The organism is Pigmentibacter sp. JX0631 (assembly GCF_029873255.1).
In the GTDB taxonomy this organism is placed as follows: domain Bacteria; phylum Bdellovibrionota_B; class Oligoflexia; order Silvanigrellales; family Silvanigrellaceae; genus Silvanigrella.
Genome location: NZ_CP123622.1, coordinates 1,920,944 through 1,941,193, shown reverse-complemented (window position 1 = coordinate 1,941,193; position 20,250 = coordinate 1,920,944). Strand labels below are relative to the sequence as shown.

Annotated in this window: 15 protein-coding genes and 3 tRNA genes; 12 read left to right on the top strand and 6 right to left on the bottom strand. The window is 31.1% G+C overall.

The features are described from left to right. Window positions 1–70 precede the first annotated feature (70 nt). The 5 genes from accD (at window position 71) to QEJ31_RS08465 (ending at window position 6,750) form a co-directional block, all read left to right on the top strand. Window positions 71–940, top strand: a complete 870-nt coding sequence (gene accD / locus QEJ31_RS08485) for an acetyl-CoA carboxylase, carboxyltransferase subunit beta (RefSeq protein ID WP_280589333.1) — start codon at window positions 71–73, stop codon at window positions 938–940. A 96-nt stretch (window positions 941–1,036) separates the two neighbouring features. Beyond that, a complete protein-coding gene (locus QEJ31_RS08480) occupies window positions 1,037–2,299 on the top strand; it encodes a Mur ligase family protein (RefSeq protein WP_280589331.1) in 1,263 nt (420 codons plus the stop codon). Then, complete coding sequence (locus tag QEJ31_RS08475) at window positions 2,300–5,461, top strand: hypothetical protein (protein WP_280589330.1); 3,162 nt, start codon at window positions 2,300–2,302, stop codon at window positions 5,459–5,461. A 60-nt stretch (window positions 5,462–5,521) separates the two neighbouring features. After that, window positions 5,522–5,598, top strand: a tRNA-Arg gene (locus tag QEJ31_RS08470). Between the two features lie 108 nt (window positions 5,599–5,706). After that, window positions 5,707–6,750 carry a M23 family metallopeptidase gene (locus QEJ31_RS08465; protein WP_280589329.1) on the top strand — a complete coding sequence of 348 codons (1,044 nt, stop codon included), beginning with the start codon at window positions 5,707–5,709 and terminating at the stop codon, window positions 6,748–6,750. A gap of 30 nt (window positions 6,751–6,780) precedes the next feature. Here the strand turns inward: QEJ31_RS08465 and QEJ31_RS08460 are convergent, their stop codons facing one another. After that, window positions 6,781–8,385, bottom strand: a complete 1,605-nt coding sequence (locus QEJ31_RS08460; protein WP_280589328.1) for a hypothetical protein — start codon at window positions 8,383–8,385, stop codon at window positions 6,781–6,783. Between the two features lie 138 nt (window positions 8,386–8,523). Here QEJ31_RS08460 and QEJ31_RS08455 point away from each other — a divergent pair, with 138 nt between their 5' ends. Continuing rightward, complete coding sequence (locus tag QEJ31_RS08455; RefSeq protein ID WP_280589327.1) at window positions 8,524–9,024, top strand: cytochrome c; 501 nt, start codon at window positions 8,524–8,526, stop codon at window positions 9,022–9,024. On the opposite strand, the gene QEJ31_RS08450 is transcribed toward QEJ31_RS08455, so the two are convergent. Next, window positions 9,021–9,674: a peptide deformylase gene (locus QEJ31_RS08450; protein ID WP_280589326.1), complete on the bottom strand. Its 654-nt coding sequence runs from the start codon at window positions 9,672–9,674 to the stop codon at window positions 9,021–9,023. The two genes, QEJ31_RS08455 and QEJ31_RS08450, sit on opposite strands and share 4 nt — an antisense overlap. Before the next feature lie 281 nt (window positions 9,675–9,955). Between QEJ31_RS08450 and pnp the strand changes: the two genes are divergently transcribed. Both pnp and QEJ31_RS08440 read left to right on the top strand, forming a co-directional pair. Beyond that, window positions 9,956–12,079 carry a polyribonucleotide nucleotidyltransferase gene (gene pnp, locus QEJ31_RS08445; RefSeq protein WP_280589325.1) on the top strand — a complete coding sequence of 708 codons (2,124 nt, stop codon included), beginning with the start codon at window positions 9,956–9,958 and terminating at the stop codon, window positions 12,077–12,079. A gap of 80 nt (window positions 12,080–12,159) precedes the next feature. Continuing rightward, complete coding sequence (locus QEJ31_RS08440; protein ID WP_280589324.1) at window positions 12,160–12,480, top strand: hypothetical protein; 321 nt, start codon at window positions 12,160–12,162, stop codon at window positions 12,478–12,480. Here the strand turns inward: QEJ31_RS08440 and QEJ31_RS08435 are convergent. Together QEJ31_RS08435 and QEJ31_RS08430 are read right to left on the bottom strand one after the other, a co-directional pair. Next, window positions 12,477–13,307 (bottom strand): alpha/beta hydrolase, encoded by an 831-nt coding sequence (locus QEJ31_RS08435; RefSeq protein WP_280589323.1) that lies wholly within the window; start codon window positions 13,305–13,307, stop codon window positions 12,477–12,479. The genes QEJ31_RS08440 and QEJ31_RS08435 overlap by 4 nt on opposite strands. 7 nt (window positions 13,308–13,314) lie before the next feature. Continuing rightward, on the bottom strand, window positions 13,315–14,895 hold the full coding sequence (locus tag QEJ31_RS08430; RefSeq protein WP_280589322.1) for a hypothetical protein: 1,581 nt from the start codon (window positions 14,893–14,895) through the stop codon (window positions 13,315–13,317). Window positions 14,896–14,949: 54 nt separating this feature from the next. On the opposite strand from QEJ31_RS08430, the gene QEJ31_RS08425 reads away from it, so the two are divergent. The 4 genes from QEJ31_RS08425 to QEJ31_RS08410 all read left to right on the top strand — a co-directional run bounded on the left by QEJ31_RS08425 (window position 14,950) and on the right by QEJ31_RS08410 (window position 19,120). Then, entirely contained in the window at window positions 14,950–16,395 is a 1,446-nt protein-coding gene (locus QEJ31_RS08425) for an amidohydrolase family protein (protein WP_280589320.1), read from the top strand. 63 nt (window positions 16,396–16,458) lie between these two features. Further along, window positions 16,459–16,532, top strand: a tRNA-Gln gene (locus QEJ31_RS08420). A 34-nt stretch (window positions 16,533–16,566) separates the two neighbouring features. Next, on the top strand, window positions 16,567–16,743 hold the full coding sequence (locus QEJ31_RS08415; protein ID WP_280589319.1) for a hypothetical protein: 177 nt from the start codon (window positions 16,567–16,569) through the stop codon (window positions 16,741–16,743). Window positions 16,744–16,852: 109 nt separating this feature from the next. Continuing rightward, window positions 16,853–19,120: an alkaline phosphatase family protein gene (locus tag QEJ31_RS08410; protein ID WP_280589318.1), complete on the top strand. Its 2,268-nt coding sequence runs from the start codon at window positions 16,853–16,855 to the stop codon at window positions 19,118–19,120. An 88-nt stretch (window positions 19,121–19,208) separates the two neighbouring features. On the opposite strand, the gene QEJ31_RS08405 is transcribed toward QEJ31_RS08410, so the two are convergent. Together QEJ31_RS08405 and QEJ31_RS08400 are read right to left on the bottom strand one after the other, a co-directional pair. Continuing rightward, window positions 19,209–19,285: transfer RNA gene (locus QEJ31_RS08405), tRNA-Gly, on the bottom strand. 96 nt (window positions 19,286–19,381) lie between these two features. Further along, complete coding sequence (locus QEJ31_RS08400; protein ID WP_280589316.1) at window positions 19,382–20,203, bottom strand: hypothetical protein; 822 nt, start codon at window positions 20,201–20,203, stop codon at window positions 19,382–19,384. Between the last annotated feature and the right edge of the window lie 47 nt (window positions 20,204–20,250).

Sequence of the window (20,250 nt, the reverse complement as noted above, 5' to 3'; positions counted from 1 at the left end):
TGAGTTTTGACCAAATGCTTACTCTTTGTTATGGACTACCCACCATATTCTGTCGAGGAGGTTACTTAACATGGGATGGCTATCGCGCGAACCAGCAAAACTTCAAGATGTGTCAGAAAAAAAATCACTACCAAGTGGGGTTTGGGAAAAATGCCCTTCCTGCTCAGAAATTGTTCTTATATCAGATCTTGAAGAAAACCATCTTGTTTGCCCAACTTGCAACTATCATCATCGATTCCCAGGTGAACAGCGTATTGAACTTCTTATTGACAATAATACTTTTTTTGAATGGGATCACACTCTTTGTAGTAATGACCCCCTGCTGTCTGATGATGGTCGGCCTTATAAAGACCGTCTTAAAAATATGATCAAAAAAACTTCTAAATATGATGCGGTAATTACCGGTGCAGGTCTTTTAAATAACAGACCAGTTGCTTTAGGCGTACTTGATTTTTTCTGGATGGGTGGAAGCATGGGCTCCGTTGTGGGAGAACGAATTAATAGAATGTTTGCCAGAGCCAGAAGAAATAATATGCCAGTTATTCTTGTCAGTAGTAGTGGAGGAGCAAGAATGCAAGAAGGTCTTTTATCCCTCATGCAAATGGCAAAAACTTCGACAGCCATAGCTCTACATCGAGAAGCCTCTCTACCTTTCATCAGTGTTATGTGTGATCCTACAACTGGAGGCGTTGCGGCTAGTTTTGCAATGCTGGGCGATATTAATTATGCAGAACCTAAATCTACTATAGGTTTTGCAGGTAGAAGAGTAATTGAAAATATTATTAGACAAAAATTACCAGAAAATTTTCAAACAGCTGAATTTTGTTTTGAGCACGGTGTTTTAGATAAAATAGTCAAAAGACAGGAAATGAAAGAAATACTCTCCAGAACTTTAAATATATTGTGTGAACCATTACCAAAAAATAAACAAAAAAATTAAAATGGTTTCATTTATATGAAATACACTTTACCAAAGTTTACCCCTCAAATAATCTCTCCCTTGCTTAAACCTTATTATAATAAAGTAAGGGGTAAAATGATTCCTGGTTCTCATCGTTTACATTTGCTTTTGAAAAATTATTTGAAAGATGGAGTGTTGAATATTCCATCCGTGATTGTCGCTGGAAGCAACGGAAAAGGTACCACCTGTGCATTTATTGAAAGCATTTTAAGATCTCATGGTTTTAAGACAGGTCTTTATACCTCGCCGCATTTAATACATCCAAATGAAAGAATTAGAATAAATGGTATTCCGTTGTCAGAGGATGTTTTTGAAAAAAATCTCTTAACCATCATTGCTGAAGCGCAAAATACCTTACCTGATGCAAGTTTATTTGAAATATTAACCGCAACTTCTTTATTTACTTTTAAAAAAGAAGACATCGATTTTTTAGTCTGCGAAGTTGGTTTGGGGGGATTGTTAGATAGCACAAACTGTATTTCACCTTTGGTTAGCGTGGTAACTTCTATAACCTTGGAACATACTGAAGTTTTAGGTGATAGTGAAGAAAAAATTGCTGCAGACAAATCATATGTTTCTAGAAGAAATAGACCAGTAATTTTAGGGGATTTAAGTCCATCAGCACTTTCTGGTGCAATCAAAACAATTCAACTAATTGGTGCAATACCTAAATTATTTTCGACTGCATTCAATGAAAAATTCAATACCGTTTTTTCTCAAATTAAATTAAGCAATCATTCAGATTTAACTTTTGCGAACCTAAATATTGCAAATTTAAAAACAGCTCTTCTTGCTATTCAAGAAATTGAATTAGAAATACAATATCACTTAAATAAAAAATTTCTTTTTAATTATGAAAAAACTATTGAAGGAATCAAAAAAACACAATGGCCTGGTAGATTTGATATTAGGCAGATAGAAAATAGAACAATCATTTTTGATGCTTCACATAATCCTGATGGTTTTGAATTCTTTTTACAAGAATATAAGCGATCTGAATTTTCTGAAAGACGTTGTACATTAGTTTTTGCCAGCTTAAGTGATAAAGATTGGAAAAAAACTTTAAGAAAAATACCAGAAATAGCTCACACCATTTATGTTACCGAAATGGATTCACCTAGATCAGAATTATCCAAAAATATTCTAGAGTATTTCCATAAATTAAAAATAGAGAATCAATCTCAACATTTTAATATTTTCTGTTATGATAAATACGAAATTGCTTTAGAAGCTGCAATGAATCAAAATATAAATGATCCCATTGTTATTACTGGTTCAATAGCTTTTATTGGTTTAGCAATGGAACGATTTGGCCTTTCCTTCTTAACGGGGAATTGAGTGATTAAAAAATTTTATACATGTCTGAGAAAATTTCTATTACCCTGCTTCTTTTTTATAACTTTACAAGTTGAAAAATCTTTTGCGCAAGAATTTTTTAATAATAGCCTTATTCCTAATTTGGTTTTTTATGATGCAAATTCAATCAATTTAAATAAAAACAATGAAGCATTTGAATTAAATGGTAATGCAATTATTCTGGTAGGGAACATATATATTTCCGCCAACAATATTATCTTACAAAAAAAAGTAGGGATTGTTACAGCAGAAGGAAATGTTAATTTAATTAGTAACAAACAAAAAGCAATTGCCTCAAGAATTGTAATTGATTTGTTTACCAAACAAATGCGAATGGATGATGCCAAAATTATATCAGACCCTAAAGAAACAGATGAAAAATTTTCAGAATTAACTTTAGGAATTTCTAAAGCTGAAATTGCTTATGAAGTATCAAAAGATAATAGGACAAAAGAAATTGAAAATGAATTAAAAGAACTTAGAGAAGAATATGCTAGAATTCAAAATTTAAAAAAATTCAAAAAAAATAATAATGAAAATTATACAAACAGATTAAAAGAAATTAATGCAAAATATGCTCGTCTTTTAGCACGCTTAACTCGGACACAATTTCAACCTAATGCTTTTCTTGAAAAATTACCACAAAAAGACAAAGAAAAATTATTAGATAGACGTTCTGCTGTAGAAAAATTTAAAGCAGAAAATCCAGAAGTAGTCCAAAAAATTGCTAATTTTTCATCGATTAATGGATATATAAAAGTTGCAGCATCACAAATAATTCAAAAAGATAATGATACATTAATTTTAAATAATTCAATTATCACTCCTTGTAATTGCAGTCCTTTAAATGAACCTCCTATTTATGGATTTAGTTCTGAAAATGCTAAAATTGAAATGGATAATTACATTACAATGCGTGATGTAACTATTGATTTTTTTACTGTACCTGTTTTTTATTCACCTTGGCTTAAATTTCCAATTAAAAATAAGAGAGAGTCAGGATTCTTAACTCCTAGCTCTTACACAAGTACTAACGCTGGCTCCGCAACCATAATTCCTTATTTTATTGTATTAGGACCTTATGCAGATAGTACTGTTACTTATGAATATTTTTCAGGGAGAGGCTCACAATTTTCAGGCGAGTTTCGCTTTCAAATAGATCGTGAAAGTCAATTTAAAACTGAAGGAAAATTTATTAAGGATAAAACATATCTTAATGATTATAACTCTAACGCTCAAAAAATAGATGCTGCTATTGCACAATCAACTTCTCAAAACGATATAAATACATACAATAGTTACAGAGGAACAAATAGTCAAAATAGATGGTATACCGATTCATCTGTTAACTTACCTATAACTTCTTCTGGTTCATTAAAATCAAATTATGAAGATGTAAGTGACAACCTTTACCTTTCTGATTATTCTAATAATAACTCTAATATTAATCCTACTGCGGCAGTATTTGGGGACACCTCTTCAGCTTCAAGAAGATTTTTAAACCAAGACGCTTCGGCTGAATATTACGGAGATAATTTTATATTATCTTTAAAAATACAAGCAAATAAAGATTTATTTTCTGCAAATACTAGTAGTACACCTTATAAATCACCAAAAGTAGAATTTGATTTATTACCAGCAAAATATTTTAATACTCCATTTATTTTCAGTAATAATACTACTTTTGAAAATATAGTGAGACAAAATAATCAAAATTATATACCTGTCCCACAAACTTTATTTACAACTACCCCAGCAAATTCTTTGACGGGGAATTATGATTCAAATTATCAAAGAAATCCCAACGACCCCTACGCTCAAGGAAAAAGAGCATTTACTTCTTCAACTTTAACTTTGCCATTTCCAGCTAATGATTACTTTAATTCAAATATTTCAGCTACTGCCGTTGGTACGCAATACTATTTTCCTGACTCATATCCTTATCAAAATGTCCAGCCTTACATGGGCTATATGTTTTATAAATTGCATTTAGATGTTCCATTATATTCGAGTACAAATTTTATGACCCAAAATAATGAAGTTAAAACGAATATAACACAAAACTTAACTCCCTTTATTGATTTTAATTACATTCCTTCAGTAAGTCGAAGTAATAATTTTCCAAATACTTATCAACTTTGGTATGATCAAGATAAAACAGTAAGTTCTGCTATAATTAATTTTGGCGCAACTCTTTCTTGGACCATCGATAAAGAACAATTTATAGAAACAAAAGATAATATTTCAAGACTTCCTTTAATTTCTGAACCAGGAGTTGCGAATCTTGATTTTTTCCATAAAATTATAGAACAGCAAAAAATAAAAATTTCAGATAAATCTGATGAAATTTACTCTTTATCATCACAAACTAATTCAAATAAAATTTTTGATTCTTGGGCAAAAACTGAATTAGAAAATTACTACGATAAAATTACATCCACTGAATTAAATCAGAATTATATTTGGCCTGCTGGAAACTATTATGCAAAAAAATCTTTACTTTCATTTACTCCTCTTTCTCTAAGTGTTTCTTCAGGCTATAATCTTATGGCAGATACAACTGCCAACGAAACAAATTCGCTAGCGGGGCCAAATGTTTCTCCCGTCAGTTCACAAAAATATACCGACATAGTAGCTTCGGCGAATTTAAATATGAACCCAGTCTTACCTTTAAGTGCAAATGTAGGAGTTAGCTATAACCAATATTATCAAAGAATAAGTTCTTTTACATCTAGTATTTCAGCAGAACTCCCTTATGGACTTGGTTTTAATTATACCAACAATCAACAGTTTGTTATTAATCCAAACTCTAATATCCAAAATGATTTCATTAGAAAAACTCAACAAACTTTAGGTGTTGATTACACACCTTTAAACTGGCTTAAATTTAGTTACCAATGGTCTAAAAGTACAGATCCTACAGCTAATACTGATACCAGCGATGGAAAAGGATACGGATCATCTCAAAGTATAACTTTCATGAATTTGCAAAATTGTCTTGATCTCATGTTTGCCCGGAATAAACCTGCAGGTATCTCAGAAAACATGTCTACATATGTGTTATCATTAACTTTTAGATTTTTTGGCTATTCCTATACTGCTAAACAACTCGGCGATTATTTAGATCGTAGATTAAAAGATTAAATTATTTTTGAAAAACTTTACAAAGTAATTCAACTTATGCTAACCAAATAACCGTGTGTTCTGGCCGTAGCTCAGCTGGATAGAGCATCGGATTTCTAATCCGATGGTCGCGTGTTCGAATCGCGCCGGCCAGGCCACACAAAAATTCCTACTATCCTATTAATATTAATAGGAAATTATTACTCCATTATTTTCCACAAAACACCGATAAGAAATAGAGAAAATTATATTCTTGTGAGGTGTTGGTGTCAGAAGTCCCTAATTCTCTTAAAAAAACTAATTATAAATACAAAAACACAACGAAAAAAAAATTTTTTGATAGCCATACAGTGATTTATGTCTCAAAAAAAACAGGAAAAACCCATATTTTTCAATTACCTACCTTTTTACCACCTGCTCTACTATTGGTTTCAATAGTAATAGTTACAATAGCTGTTACAATGACATGGAATTATGTCGTAACAAAAAAGGATGCTCTAGAATTAGAAAAACTAAGAGATCAGAGTTTAGGATTGCAAAGCGAAGTTGAAGCATTAAATTCAAAAATTAGAAATATCCAAAATCAAGTTGAACAAGTGAACTATTATTCAGATAAAATTAAAAAAGTAACAACAAGAACTGATGACCGTAAAAAATCAAATAGCACAAAAAGTACAACACAAAATATTGAGAATTCAAAACCACCAATAGAACACACTCCGAAAGGAAATGAAATTGGGCCATTAACTAAAGAAGAATTTGAGTTATCAAATAAAATGACTGGCCTAAAATATGATAGTTTAGAATTAAAATCACTTTTTGATGTTGCTAATGAATCAGAATATAAAACAAATAAACAACTAGAAGATTTAAAAATCTTCTTAGTAGAAGCGCAAAAACATGCATTGAAACTGCAAAGTATTCCCGACATTGCTCCTGTTAGAGGCCGATTTACATCTGCTTATGGCTGGAGAGTAAGCCCTTTTACAGGTCAAAGTAGAATTCATTTTGGAATTGACATCGCAGCTCCAAAAGGATCTCCTATTTTTGCAACAGCAAATGGAACTGTACACAAGGTAGGTCATTCCGATGATTACGGTAAATTTATTGAACTTATTCATGAAAGAAAAATGATTACCAGATATGCCCATACCAGCAATATTTATGTAAAAGAAGGCGCGAAAATAAAAAAAGGAGATATCATTGCTGCAGTAGGTAACACCGGGCATAGCACAGGCCCACATGTTCATTATGAAATAGAAGTCAGCGGAAAAAGACATGATCCGCAAACTTTTATAGTAATCTGGTAATTTTCATTACCATTAGGAAAACTTAAGAAATTAAAATTGCATTCCAACAGATGCTCTCATACCATAAACACCTTTATTCAGGCTTTGATTATAAATTTGCCAAGCATTTCCAACAAACCAATATCCAGCATCTAATCCGAAAGTAACTCGATCTAAAGTAGTATATCTGTATGAAATATCTGCCTCATAACCTAGACTATTATTTCCACCAACACAAAGAACATTAATAGGATTATTTGGATCTACTGTTGGAGAGTTATTACTACAAATTGAATTTTGCGCATTATAATTTTGGTTAACTTCATTTATAATTCCCCAAATAAAAGCAGGTCCAACCGATCCAAAACTTGGGTTTTCATATGTATAATCTAACCTTAAAAAGGTGGTATTTGTTAAAGCTCCACCTGGCATACCATTTATAGCAGGTAAAGTATTATTAAACATTAAAAAAGCAGGTTGAATATTTGAATGTAACATTAAAGCAGTTATTGAATTTGTACTATTAGTCGTTCCAGGAGAATTGAATTGGTTGGAATTACCAGAAACATATCCACCTAAAAGCCCAACAACATGTGAAATTTTTCTTTCTTCTGTGCCTAGTCTAACTTGTGAATTTTCCGTTGAAGCTAATGAAGTATTTTCGCCTGCCGCAATTTGATATTTTAACTTTAACAAAGCTGCAAATGCTGAAATATTTTGCGAGGTACAAGTCTTAGATCCAGTTGGAGTACCATCTGGTGTAGAAGGACATGCTGCCGCCCCACCTAAAGACTGATAATTAGGACTTTGTGTTGAGCCTGTTGGATATAATATTTCAGAACCTAAATAAAAACTAGAGATATAAAATTTTGCATATAAATCAAGAATACTCAATGAGGTACTTGATTTTCCATGCGAAAATTTTGAATACATTATTCCCAATTCTTGACCAACTCCTGAACTTACAACATCAGCAGGATCTGATTTTAATCGAGCTTCAATAGTAAATGCATTAGCTTCTGCATCCAAAGATGTTCCACCAACACCCTCAGCATATTTTTCATAATACAAACCAATATCAAATGCATTAAAATCTGTAACTAATGCAACAGCATCAGAAGTTGAAGGCAAACCAGAAAAAGGAGTCCACTCAGCATTCCTATAAATTCCTAAACCCCAATGTCTAGGCATTCGTCCCGCTTTCAACAAGCCTATTGCAGTTTGATAAGTAAAATATGCTTGAGTAATATAAACATTATCTACTTGCTGCGAATAAGCAGAACTATTAGTGGTATTTGCAAAAGGAAGAGGGGATGAGGTTCCCGATGAATTACTTTTCGCGGTAGACGAATTTTGCCCTAAATATGTAGAAGGTCCTGGATAGTTATTATAAGCGTAATCTATTCCTAGATATAATGAAAAATTGTCTGTAGGCCTTGCTTCTAGTACAAGTCCAATTGGAACACGAATAGCTGAAAAGTCCGAACCAACTGGAGGTGAGCCATAAGTCGCTTGACCTACAACTCCAGCGTGGCCACTCACCATCAATGATGTAGAAGCATAACCAGTATTCCCTAGCAAAACTAAAGAAGAAGTATAACAGAAATTCAATAGTGTTGATTTTTTATTTTTTAACTTAGGAAGTATAAATTTCATTCAAAACTCCAAAACGAACCTTGTAACTAAAGTCGATCCATCAGCGGCAAACCATAACATGATAAATTTGAAATTGCAGTTTTTTATAGTTAAAAGAAAAGTCCAAGTTCTGAAAAAATCGGAAAGAAGGATTGCACCATGCCAAATAAGACAAATGATGAGAATAATGGAAAAAAACTACCAATAAAAATGATTAGTACATTTATATTTATTTTATTTATCATTTTAGTAATAGGATTTATGATTTTACCGGCTTATTTTGATAAAAATCCGTTTGGTACACTGCTAACAAATGAACCAGCTCCTTGGGCTATTTCAGATAATCAAGGTAAGATTATGCAGCTAACAGAAGCACAAAACAAAGGAAAGCAACATTACTTAGAATATTGTGCTAATTGTCATGGCCCAAAAGGAAAAGGAGATGGTCCTTCTTCAATAACACTTAGAAAAAAGCTTCCTAATTTTCTAGATCCTAATACAAAATATTTTAATAATTTTGAAAAAGATGGGCTTTTGAAAACTATAAACAACGGAATACCAGAAAGTGAAATGCCTTCTTTCCATTATTTACCAGTGGAAGTGAAAGAAAATTTAACAGAATTTCTTATCTATCTGAATAAATATAAAAATTATAATTAAAGAAAATCAAATTTTAGTTTACTGGCTTCAGTAACTTTTAATTTTTTCATTCTCTTTCTTTCGGCAGGATCATTTTCAAAATCTTTAATATCAGCAATAACATCTGCATCAGAAAAAGAATTTTTATTCCATCTATCCACTAACATAATTCCATCTAAATGATCATATTCATGCTGAAAGCAAACGCTTGCATATAAATGCGAAGACTTCACAGAAAACTTTTCACCAAATTCATTTTGAGCGTGTATTTCTACATTTAAAAACCTATCAGTATTATAAGATTCTGCATTTGGAAAGGACAAACAGCCTTCCCAATTAACCTTAATAGGCTCAGACATTTCAACTAAAGTTGGATTAATAAAAACCATTGGGAACTTAGGTTCAATCTCTTTATTGTCACTATCAAAAACCCTGAAAGATTCTTTTTTAAAATCGAATTTATCACTTTCAAAGGCGGGCTTAAAATCCACTACAAAAATTCGTTTTGAAACACCAATTTGAGGAGCCGCCAAACCACCACCATCAAATTCATACATTGTATTAATGAAGTGTTTTAAAAAATCTCTTAATTCGTCTGTAAATTTCTCCACAGACGTTGCTTTTTTTCGTAAAAGAACGTGAGGATAATGTAATACTTTATAAAGTGTCATTAAAAAAACTCTCCAACTATTTTAGCAAAAAATTAATTAAACGTTAAAACGCCTTGATGGTTAAATCACCAAACGCAATTAGATTCAACTAAATCTAAACTAAATGCTTTTTCTTAAGAAAATTATCTGCTAGCATGAACTTTCGACAAACGGGAAACAAAGAAGCCGGCGCATGGTGCGTTGGGACTCTCGGATTGGCCGGGAGGATAAACAGCAATCAAATAGCCATACAATTTCTCCCGATTTTTGTTTGGCTATTTAGGATTTATTAAGGTTTTTTCATGTTTAATATCACAGAAAAGTCCATAAAAATTGGTGAAGATGAAATCACTATTGAAACAGGACGTATAGCAAGACAAGCAGGCGGTTCTGTTCTTGTAACTTGTGGCGGAACTCAAGTTCTTGTCACCGCCACAGCAGCAAAAGAAGCTCAAGCAACAGCTTCCTTTTTTCCTTTATCGGTAGATTATATTGAGAAGTTTTACTCTGCTGGAAGAATACCTGGTGGGTACATAAAAAGAGAAACAAGACCTTCAGACAGAGAAATACTAACTAGCCGCTTGATAGACAGGCCAATTCGCCCTCTCTTTCCAGAAACGTATTTGGTTGAAACTCAAGTAATTGCTCAAGTAATATCTCTAGAGTCTAAAGTATCTCCTGCACAACTTGCTATCTTAGGAGCTAGTTGCGCTCTTCATATTTCAGACATTCCATTTGCAGGACCAGTAGCTGGAGTAAGAATAGGTTTCAAAGATGGTAAATTTTTAATCAACCCAGCTGAATCAGATCTCCCTACAAGTGACTTAGATTTAGTAGTAGCGGGAACTAAAGACGCAATTTTAATGGTAGAAGCGGCTGCAAACTTTTTGACAGAAGCTCAAATATTGGAAGCTATTGAAATTGGTCACAAAGAAATAAAAAAATTATGTGATATCCAAGAACAAATCCGTAAAATTTGTGGCAAAGAAAAAAGAACTGTTCCAGAAGCACCACAAAATAATGATATGAAAGCTATTATTTCTAAAAAATATGCCAAACCTTTAAAAGAAGCATATTCTTTAGCTTCGAAAACAGATCGAAAAAAAGCTATTGATAAAGTAAAACAAGAAGCTAAATTAGAGCTCGTAATAGAAAACGACAAAGAATCAGAAAAAGCATTTCAATATTTGTTTGAAATGCAGGAATATAAAATTCTTCGCTCAAGCATTATAAAAGATAATCGCAGAGTTGACGGAAGAAGTTCAAAAGATATTAGAAATATTGATTGCCAAGTAGGAGTTTTAAAAAGAACTCATGGCTCAGCACTATTTACACGTGGTGAAACTCAATCTCTTGGTGTTATCACTCTAGGAACCCATGATGACGCACAAAGAGCGGAATCTATTATGAATGTCTTAGAAGAAAAAACATTCATGTTACATTATAATATGCCTGGCTACTCCGTTGGTGAAGTGAAACGTCTGGGATCTCCAGGACGCAGGGAAGTTGGACACGGAAATTTGGCTGAAAGAGCTTTAAAAGCAACTTTTCCAACAAAAAATCGTTTTCCATATTCCATTAGAATTGTTTCCGAAATTACTGAAAGTAACGGTTCAAGTTCGATGGCCTCCGTTTGTTCTGGTACTTTAGCTATGCTTGATGCTGGTGTTCCTTTAAAAGAACCGATAGCCGGTATTGCTATGGGACTTATTCTAGAAGATAAAGAATTTGCAATTCTTTCTGATATCTTAGGTGACGAAGATCATTTAGGTGATATGGATTTTAAAGTCGCAGGTGGTAAAAATGGAATTACCGCTATGCAAATGGATATCAAAATTTCTGGAATTTCTATGGAAATTCTTGCACAAGCACTTGCACAAGCTAAAGAAGGTAGAACTTTAATTTTAGATAACATGTTGCGTGTAATATCCAGACCAAACGATCTTAGCCAACTTGCTCCAAGAATTGAACAAATTAAAATTAAACCAGAAAGAGTTCGTGATTTAATTGGTCCTGGTGGAAAAAATATTAAGAAAATAGTTTCAGATACAGGCTGTAAGCTCGAAGTAAATGATGAAGGAATTGTAAGCATTGCTTCAACTGACGGCAATTCGGCAGCAAAAGCAAAACGCATGGTGAATTATCTAACTACCGATCCTGAAATTGGTGAAATTTATCTTGGAATTGTCAAGAAAACTGCTGATTTTGGAGCTTTTGTAGAAATTAAACCTGGTGTCGAAGGCTTGGTTCATATCTCTCAACTTGCCGCAACTAGAATTAATAAAACTGAAGAAGTCGTTAAAGAAGGCGATGAAGTTATGGTCAAAGTAATTGAGCTTGATCGTACAGGTAGAATTAAGTTAAGTAGAAAAGATGCGATTGGAAAAACCCCTTCTGTAGAAGGCACTAAACCTTGGATAGTTTAAACTTTCCTTAGGAATTTAATTTCTATCAAATTCTAGATAATACACCCGAAATAATAAATATTTCTTTCGGGTGTTTTTTTATGCTTAGAAAATATGTTTATTTATCAATTATAATATTATTTAATTTAATATACTATCCATATTCATATTCAGGTGGTTTTAGCGCAAATTGGGTAGATATTATGATTCTGCATAATGGAAAGTATCGAGTTATAATAAAATACACAAATTTAAATATTGGGGAATATAGAGAAGCTTATGTTGATTTTGTATCAAAAAAAGAAGCTATCGAAGTATTTCAAAAATTAGCATTAGGTGCTGATTTCTATTGGGGTAGTAATAAAACAATTCATTTTCATGAGACTCCAGATAAGTTAAAGCCATATGGAAAAAATAATTAAGCATCAAATTTCAATGAAAATTCATAAAATATAGTTGCAATTTTTTCTGGTGAATCAGTAGTTAAATCATGGCCTAAACCATCTAACACAACTAAAGAAGCTAAAGATGTTTTTTGCCATAAATAAACAGTATTTTGCCATGGCACTAAAGCATCGTCTTTAGAAACAAGAAAAAGATAATTGTATTTTAATTGCTTGCTGTTTAATTTTATTCTATAAAAACTAGCAGAAATTAATTGGCGTAGTAAAGCCATTCTAGAAAAATATTCATTTTCCCAAATATTGTCCCATTTAGTAATCCAAAAATCTAAAGGAATATTTCTATTAGCAATTAGATATTTTGCAAAATACTTATGGGATAACTTTCCTAAAAAAAAAGAAAGAATTAGTGAAAATAAAATACTAATTAGCGGCAAAATATATATTCTTTTTAATCCTGAACCAATAGCAGAAGAACTTAAAACAATTATAGATTTGCATGATAAATTATACCAATTATTTTTCCCTAAAATATGGGTCATTTCTAAAGCAACCATTCCTCCTAAGCTCATGCCAGCTAGATGAAAATTTTTAATATTATAGTAGTTTAAAGTAAAAATAACATCTTGTGCAAATTTATCAATACTTTTCCTACCAAAAAAACTTTTACTACCACCGGTACCTAGTAAATCAACAAAAACAATATCAAAATATTTTAAAAGTTCAGCTTCAAAATCTAGCCAAAAACTCATTGAGCGACCGAGTCCTCTAAGTAAAACAATTGGATAATTTAATGGTTTTTGTTCACTTGATTTTTGAATTCTAACATTTAAAAGTTTATATTTCATGCTTATGTTAATAACTTTCAAACACAATTTGCGCTTTAAATGGTGTAGTAAATGTTTTTTTAAAAGTAAATTTTTTTAATTTTTCCATAATACATTGTTTAATTCTATCTTGAGAAACGCCACTATTTATAAAATTAAAATCATTTAATGACACATTCAGTATTCGAGAATTCTCTTTTAAATTCTTTAATTGTACGTTTCCATTTAAAACAAGCAAGGGATCTATAACTTCCTGTTCTGATACACAATCTATAACCTCAGTTGAGACAAAATCTTTTAATTCAGATAATTGAGCTTCTAATCTTTTATTATTTTTTTTATTTCCTATCAAAATTATTTTTAATTGTATATCTCCTATAATTCTGTCTTTTTTCATTAACTCTCCAGAATAAGCATTATAAATTTTCTTGACTTCAAACATTTTTTTTAAACTCACAATTTCATAATTTCTTTTAAAATAAAAAACTATACCACCACCATTATTTTCAGTATCTTCTTTCTTTATTTCAGAACTTCCTAAAAAATAAATCCCATTTTTATCTTTATTACCTGTCAAATTGAGCTCTATTATTTTTAAAAGAGTTCTTTCTTTGATGTTTTGAGTTTTAAAATAATCATCACTCATTTTAAAATACTTTTTTAGTTCTTTTGCTTTTGTAATTAAAGGAAGGGTTTGAAATTTTTTTTCAGATAAATCCTTAGAAGCAATCGTCATAGATTGCATGTTCCAGACTCCATTCGGCAGATAGAATTTTTGAATAAATGTATTATGAATATTACAAGTATTTTTTTCATAATTTACTTTTCTATAAAAAACATATTGAAGCAAATCTGTTTTATTGACCCAAACAGTTTTAAGAATTCCCTTAATTTCACAACTAACATCTACTAACATACCTAAATTATTAGAGTTTGGATGTCTTATTTTACTCCCGTTTAATTGTAAAGGTGGAAATATTTTGTTTGCGTACATAAATTTTACTTTATTTGAAAATATTTTATTTTTCAAAGATTTAATCTCTGTATAAATTTCATTGATTTCTATATAATCATCTTCAATAATGTCATAATAATTAGTAAAATCAGCTAATTGATTGTTTTTTATGTCAAATTTTGTCTCAAAAGATACTTCAGGCATTGGAGAAATGTAATTATTTTGAATTTGAACCTGCAAATATTTGTCCTTATCTTTTTTATAAAGATTAGTTGCAAGAACTTCAAACTGAGATAACTCTCCTTTATTTATTCGATATTTTAACAAGAGCCCCTTAAATTCATATTTCCCTTCTTCAATTTCATTAAACTTTTTCGCGAAAAAAATTTGACTTCTTTTTTTCTTATTCAAATATAAAATTGAATTTTTTTTTCCTATAAATGATAAGTCTTTTAATATAACTTTATCATTACTTTTATCATAGAAATTTAGACTGACAGATTTTATTTCTAAATTAAAATCGTCTGGAATATTTGGATTTAGTGTCAGTGTCCATGCTATAGGAGTCCACAAATAGCCAGATTCTTTTGCATGCAATTGCAGCTGGAAAATAAAATTTAATATAAATATTGCATAACATATAAATTTCTTCATAATATCTCTAACGATGATTTTTCTTTTATGAAAGCATTATTTTCGGAGAACTGTGTGAATTGTAATGATATTGTTTTTTCCAAAAAAGTACTCCTTAAAGAAGGGGCTTTGTACAAAATTTTTCCTGCTTCAATTGAAATATCAGGAAATCAAATCAGCAATGTCACAAAACTCTCATTAGAAGCTTATCAAGCTTCAATACAAAAGGGAACGGAATTAAAAAATAGAAATATTCATGATTTTGGCGATCGTATAGTAACCCCTGCTTTTATAAATTGTCATACACATATTGCAATGAATTTTTTCCGCACATTCTTCCAACAAAATTCTAAAAATAAGAATATAATTGAAGAATTTTTCTATAAAGCAGAATCAGCTTTGACACCAAGTGATATAAGAGCTTTTGCTAGAATTGGTGCATATGAAAACATATTAAATGGTAATGGGTTAATTTGGGATCACTACTACTACGGAAAAGAAGTTGCTAAAGCTTGTCATGATGTAGGTGTAACAGCTGTAATTGCTTCAACAATTCAAGACCTTAGTGGTCCTGGTGTAAACTTTCATGGCGATATGCTTAATGAAACTCTTGAAATTTTTTCAAATTCTATGTTTGAAAAAGCTGGTATTTATTCTGCATTCGGACCCCATGCTACTGACACTGTTAGCAAAGAAATGTGGTTAAAAATATTAAATTTATCTGAAGAGTACAAAATCCCTATCCATTCTCATGTGTCCCAATCTATCGAAGAAGTTTCTAGAATAAACAAAAAATATAAAAAAACTCCTATTCAATATTTAGATTCTCTTGGAATCACAAAAAACTCTGCTTCTAATTTATTTGTACATTGTATTTATTTGAACAATTCAGATTTAAAAATTTTGCAAGGGAAAAATAACTCTCTAGTTTTTTGTCCTTTTTCACAATTAATTTTTCAATCTCCAGCTAATATTATTGAATGGGATAAACATAAAATCAAATGGTTTATTGCAACAGACTGTGTAGCAAGTAATGACTCAATGAATCTACAAAAGGAATTAAAATTAGTGGCTGGTTTTCCAAAATTTCAAACAACATACAATTTAAATTCAAAACTTATTGCAAAATTTTCTGATAAAACAAAAAAACAATTTTTAAAAGATACTGCAAAAATAAATAAAACATATAAAAAATTTTCAGACCCAAGTTTTTTACTCCATAAAGTTTTTGAAGGTCCTGGAACATTTCACAATTTTTTTAAAGCAGGAATTATTCAAAAAGGCGCTTTAGCTAATCTTATTATTTGGGATACAGATCATCCTGCGCTTTGGCCTTGCGATAATTTCCCAAAAAATCTTGCAATGGGAGATACAACTAGCGCTATATATAATATGCTAATCGGTGGTAAATGGATTAGTCAAAATGGAAATTTTATAAATGGTATTTTAAATTCAGACAACTATAAAAGTTCATTGAACGAAGCTAAATCAAGATTGAAACACCTGCTTAAAAAATTGTAATTTAATGCTTCCAAACAATTTCTTGTTTTTTTAGAATGAAAGAGATAACTTGTTGTGGACTAGTGGGGAATCGTCTAATGGCAGGACACCGGATTCTGATTCCGTATGTTTAGGTTCGACTCCTAATTCCCCAGCCAAATGGATTCACAATATATTGTTTGAGGAGAAGCTATGAATGAATCAAATCATAACTTTTATCTTAACGATAAAAAAAAACAACTCTCTCCTGAAATATTCAGACTTGTTGAAATTAATAAAAAAAATAAGTATAAATATTTGTTAAATATATTGTTAAAAAAAAATTCAATCAATCGTGAAAAAATTTTACTTAAAAAGAATAAACAGTAATTTTTTCTTATTTTTATATTAAAAGATAAAAACTATATAAAAAAAAACACGCCTTAATTTGATAAATAAAAAATCAAATGTTATGTTTCCTTAAAAAAAGGAGGCTATCTTGATAGGAAAAATTTTTAGCAATATTTCTAAAATATTTATAATTTCCAATATTATTATTTCTTGCCAAAGCATGCAACGAAATGAAAAAAAAAATAGTGAAGTTAAAGATCAAAAAAATAACGTTATTTTATTTGTTTGGGATGGTTTAAGACCTGATGTTTTAAGCGATCCAAAAGCAAGCCATTTAATAAAAAACCTAAAATTAATTGCTGAAAAAGGTGTTGAATTTAAAGATAATCATTCTGCATATCCAACATTTACAATGAATAATGCTCAAGCATTTGCAACAGGAAATTATGCAGGAAAAAGTGGTTTTTATGGCAATTATATTTATGAACCATGGCGTGCGCAAAAAATTTATGGTGAAGCGTCAAATGCAAACGGAACAAATATAACAAGTACTTTTTTATCCCCAATTTTTACAGAAGATTACAAAATATTACAAGCACTAGATAAACCTTATACTGGTTTTGAAAAACTGAATGAACCACTTGTGCAAGTTTCAACTCTTTTAGAATCAGCACACTCTTCAGGTCTTGTTACAGCTGTTGTTGGAAAATCTGGACCAGCTTTTTTTCAAGATTATAAAGCGAAAGGATATATTTTAGACGAAAAACATGTTTGGCCACTTAGCCTTGCTCTTGAACTACAAGACAATAATTTTAAACTTCCTAAATTAACAAGTATTGCCTATCCGGGAAACCAATTTAAATTAACAGCAAACAATGGCGATCCTACTGCAAGTGAGCCATTAATTTTACTAGAAAATAGTGAAGATGTTACTGATCCTAGCAGAGCGAAAACATCTCCTTTTAACAAAAAAAATGAGTATATGGCAGATATCTTTTTAAATTATATACTCCCTAAAAAACTCCCAAATTTAAGTGTTGTATGGCTCAGAAATCCCGATTCTACTCAGCATGAATATGGCCCAGGTAGTGAACCTTACTACGATGCGTTAAAATCTAACGATATCGTCTTAGGAAAAATATTTACGAAATTAAAAGAATTAGAATTATTCGAAAAGACAAATATAATAATTGTATCAGATCATGCACACAGCAATATTTTAGCTACAAAAAGGGAAGATTCAGAAGGATATCCTCAATTAGTATACCCATTACATGAAATTAAAAATGGTAAAATATTAAGCAAAACAACTACTGAGAGAATATTTAACCATGAGAAAAATAAAAAATTATTAATTACTAATGGATATTCCACGTCTGGAATAGTCAGAACAGCCGATTTAATAACAAAAGCAAATTTAAAAACTTCTCTTGGAAATAAAATAGCAGCCTTTGATGGTGCTGGTTGTTCCTTTAATATGCCGATGGCTGGAGTTTTAAATGAAGATGGCTCTGTAAACACAGCTTCAGAGGGATACAATAATGCAGATGGGAGTTGTGTAGATAAAAATAATAAAAATTCACCTTACACATCACCAGCTTATTTTGTACCCAAAAATCTTACAAATTCTGATGGAATTGAAAAAGTAATTATAGCAGCAAATGGAGGTACAGACTACGTCTATATTCCAAATCATAATCAACAAGTAGTTGAGGCTTTAATTAATTTTTTCCAAAGAAGACAAGAATATTCAGCAATTTTTATTGATGATAAAAGATACTTAGGAATTGATAAAAACTTAGCAGGAACATTGCCTTTATCTTATATTAAACTAGAAAATAAATATGGAAAAAACCCTGATATGGTTATCAGTCTTACTCATAATCCAAATGTTGTTGTAAATGGATTAACAGGAACCGAGTTTGATTCTACAGATGGATATGGTCAAAGAGGTGATCACGGCTCATTTGGCAGAACTGATGTAAACAATATATTACTTGCTATGGGACCTAATTTTAATTTGGGTATGAAAAATTATTTACCAACAGGAAATGTAGATGTTGCTCCAACTATAGCTAAAATATTAAATTTACCACTACCAAATACAGATGGTAGAGTCATGTTCGAAGTATTAAAAGATTCGAATATTACATTTCAAGATTATAAATTAAGTAATGTACAAATAACTTCTAATCCTAAATGTAATCTTGAAATATACGAACCTACAACTCACCCAATAAACTTTAATTCTGATGCTAAAAATAAATTTATCGATCCAGAAATAAATAGTTTTCATACAGAATTGAATACAAAAATATTAGAATTTAAAAATAAAGAAAAGTATATTTACTTTGATTCTGCTGAAGGAAAAAGAAGTAAGGAATGTCCAAAAGTTTCTTTTAAGGAACTAAATTAAAATAAATAAATAGATCCGATTAGATTTTGCAATAAATTAAAATTAAAGCAAAAAAAAACAGCCCTAAATTTTTAGGACTGTTTTTTTTTGGAGCGGGAAAAGGGACTCGAACCCTCGACCCTCGCCATGGCAAGGCGATGCTCTAGCCAACTGAGCTACTCCCGCACCTGAGAGTAAAATTGTATCTACTGAAAGTGATAAACAGAGTCAAGTTGTTTCCGTTAGAAAAATGGCTAAAAGAAAAATAAAATATATAACTATTCAATTTTGCTGATTAAATTGAACTTTCCACTTATTTTTGCTCTCATGAAAATGAGTATCGCTAGGGATGATATTTTTTTGTTTTTGCCCTAAACCCTCATTACTGTCGTACAGTATTGGCCATTCTGTTTGTTTACGACTCATTCTATCTCTTATATAATTAAAAAAGGGTTCTTGAATGCTCCAGTGACTAAAGTTTTTCTCAAATAAAAAGCCCAACCTATTAAAGAGCGCTTGCACATTGCAATCAGTTGCGTACTTAAGAATTTTCTCTAAATCAGGTAAATCATCAATTTTTTTACACAATCTAACAAGTTCAGAAAAAGGTGGGCAATGAGCCGGTCTTTTCAAACAATCTACTAATGATTTTTCAAAATTAGTGACTAAAACAGCATATTCTACATCACATTCTCTAAGTAAATAAGTTTCAAGTCCATGGGGCTCAGGACTCTGACACCAAAAATAGTGAATCCCTTCAAATCGAAAAGAGTTAAACTTTGTCGGGCTAACAATAAAAACAGTATCATTCTCTTTAGGAATTTCTTTTGCATGAAGTTGCAAGGCTGAGTGAAAGCCTACATAAGAATAAGGGGTTATTTTTCCAGCTACAGCAAATGGAGAGCTTTTTTCAATGCCAGGCCTTTCACCTATCTTGCTGACTCTATATAATCCTTGGCGAATTGAGAAAATATACCCTCTTGCGGCCAATTCACTGAGACGTTTACGTAGGGTGTTGCCAGTAGTTTTTAACTTCTCGCGAGCTTCTTCAATTGTAAAGATTTGACCTTGCCTGAAATGCTCATAGATTTTAGGTAACTTCATGCATTTCTCCAAATGTGTACCCTAATTTAGCAAGTACCATTTAAAGG

Excerpts from the sequence above, each read along its gene's own strand:
- QEJ31_RS08430 (WP_280589322.1), bottom strand. The coding sequence starts at position 14,895 with ATGAAGAAATTTATATGTTATGCAATATTTATATTAAATTTTATTTTC.
- accD (WP_280589333.1), top strand. The coding sequence starts at position 71 with ATGGGATGGCTATCGCGCGAACCAGCAAAACTTCAAGATGTGTCAGAA.
- QEJ31_RS08480 (WP_280589331.1), top strand. The coding sequence starts at position 1,037 with ATGATTCCTGGTTCTCATCGTTTACATTTGCTTTTGAAAAATTATTTG.
- QEJ31_RS08435 (WP_280589323.1), bottom strand. The coding sequence starts at position 13,307 with ATGAAATATAAACTTTTAAATGTTAGAATTCAAAAATCAAGTGAACAA.
- QEJ31_RS08400 (WP_280589316.1), bottom strand. The coding sequence starts at position 20,203 with ATGAAGTTACCTAAAATCTATGAGCATTTCAGGCAAGGTCAAATCTTT.
- QEJ31_RS08415 (WP_280589319.1), top strand. The coding sequence starts at position 16,567 with ATGAATGAATCAAATCATAACTTTTATCTTAACGATAAAAAAAAACAA.
- QEJ31_RS08450 (WP_280589326.1), bottom strand. The coding sequence starts at position 9,674 with ATGACACTTTATAAAGTATTACATTATCCTCACGTTCTTTTACGAAAA.
- QEJ31_RS08460 (WP_280589328.1), bottom strand. The coding sequence starts at position 8,385 with ATGAAATTTATACTTCCTAAGTTAAAAAATAAAAAATCAACACTATTG.
- pnp (WP_280589325.1), top strand. The coding sequence starts at position 9,956 with ATGTTTAATATCACAGAAAAGTCCATAAAAATTGGTGAAGATGAAATC.
- QEJ31_RS08440 (WP_280589324.1), top strand. The coding sequence starts at position 12,160 with ATGCTTAGAAAATATGTTTATTTATCAATTATAATATTATTTAATTTA.
- QEJ31_RS08455 (WP_280589327.1), top strand. The coding sequence starts at position 8,524 with ATGCCAAATAAGACAAATGATGAGAATAATGGAAAAAAACTACCAATA.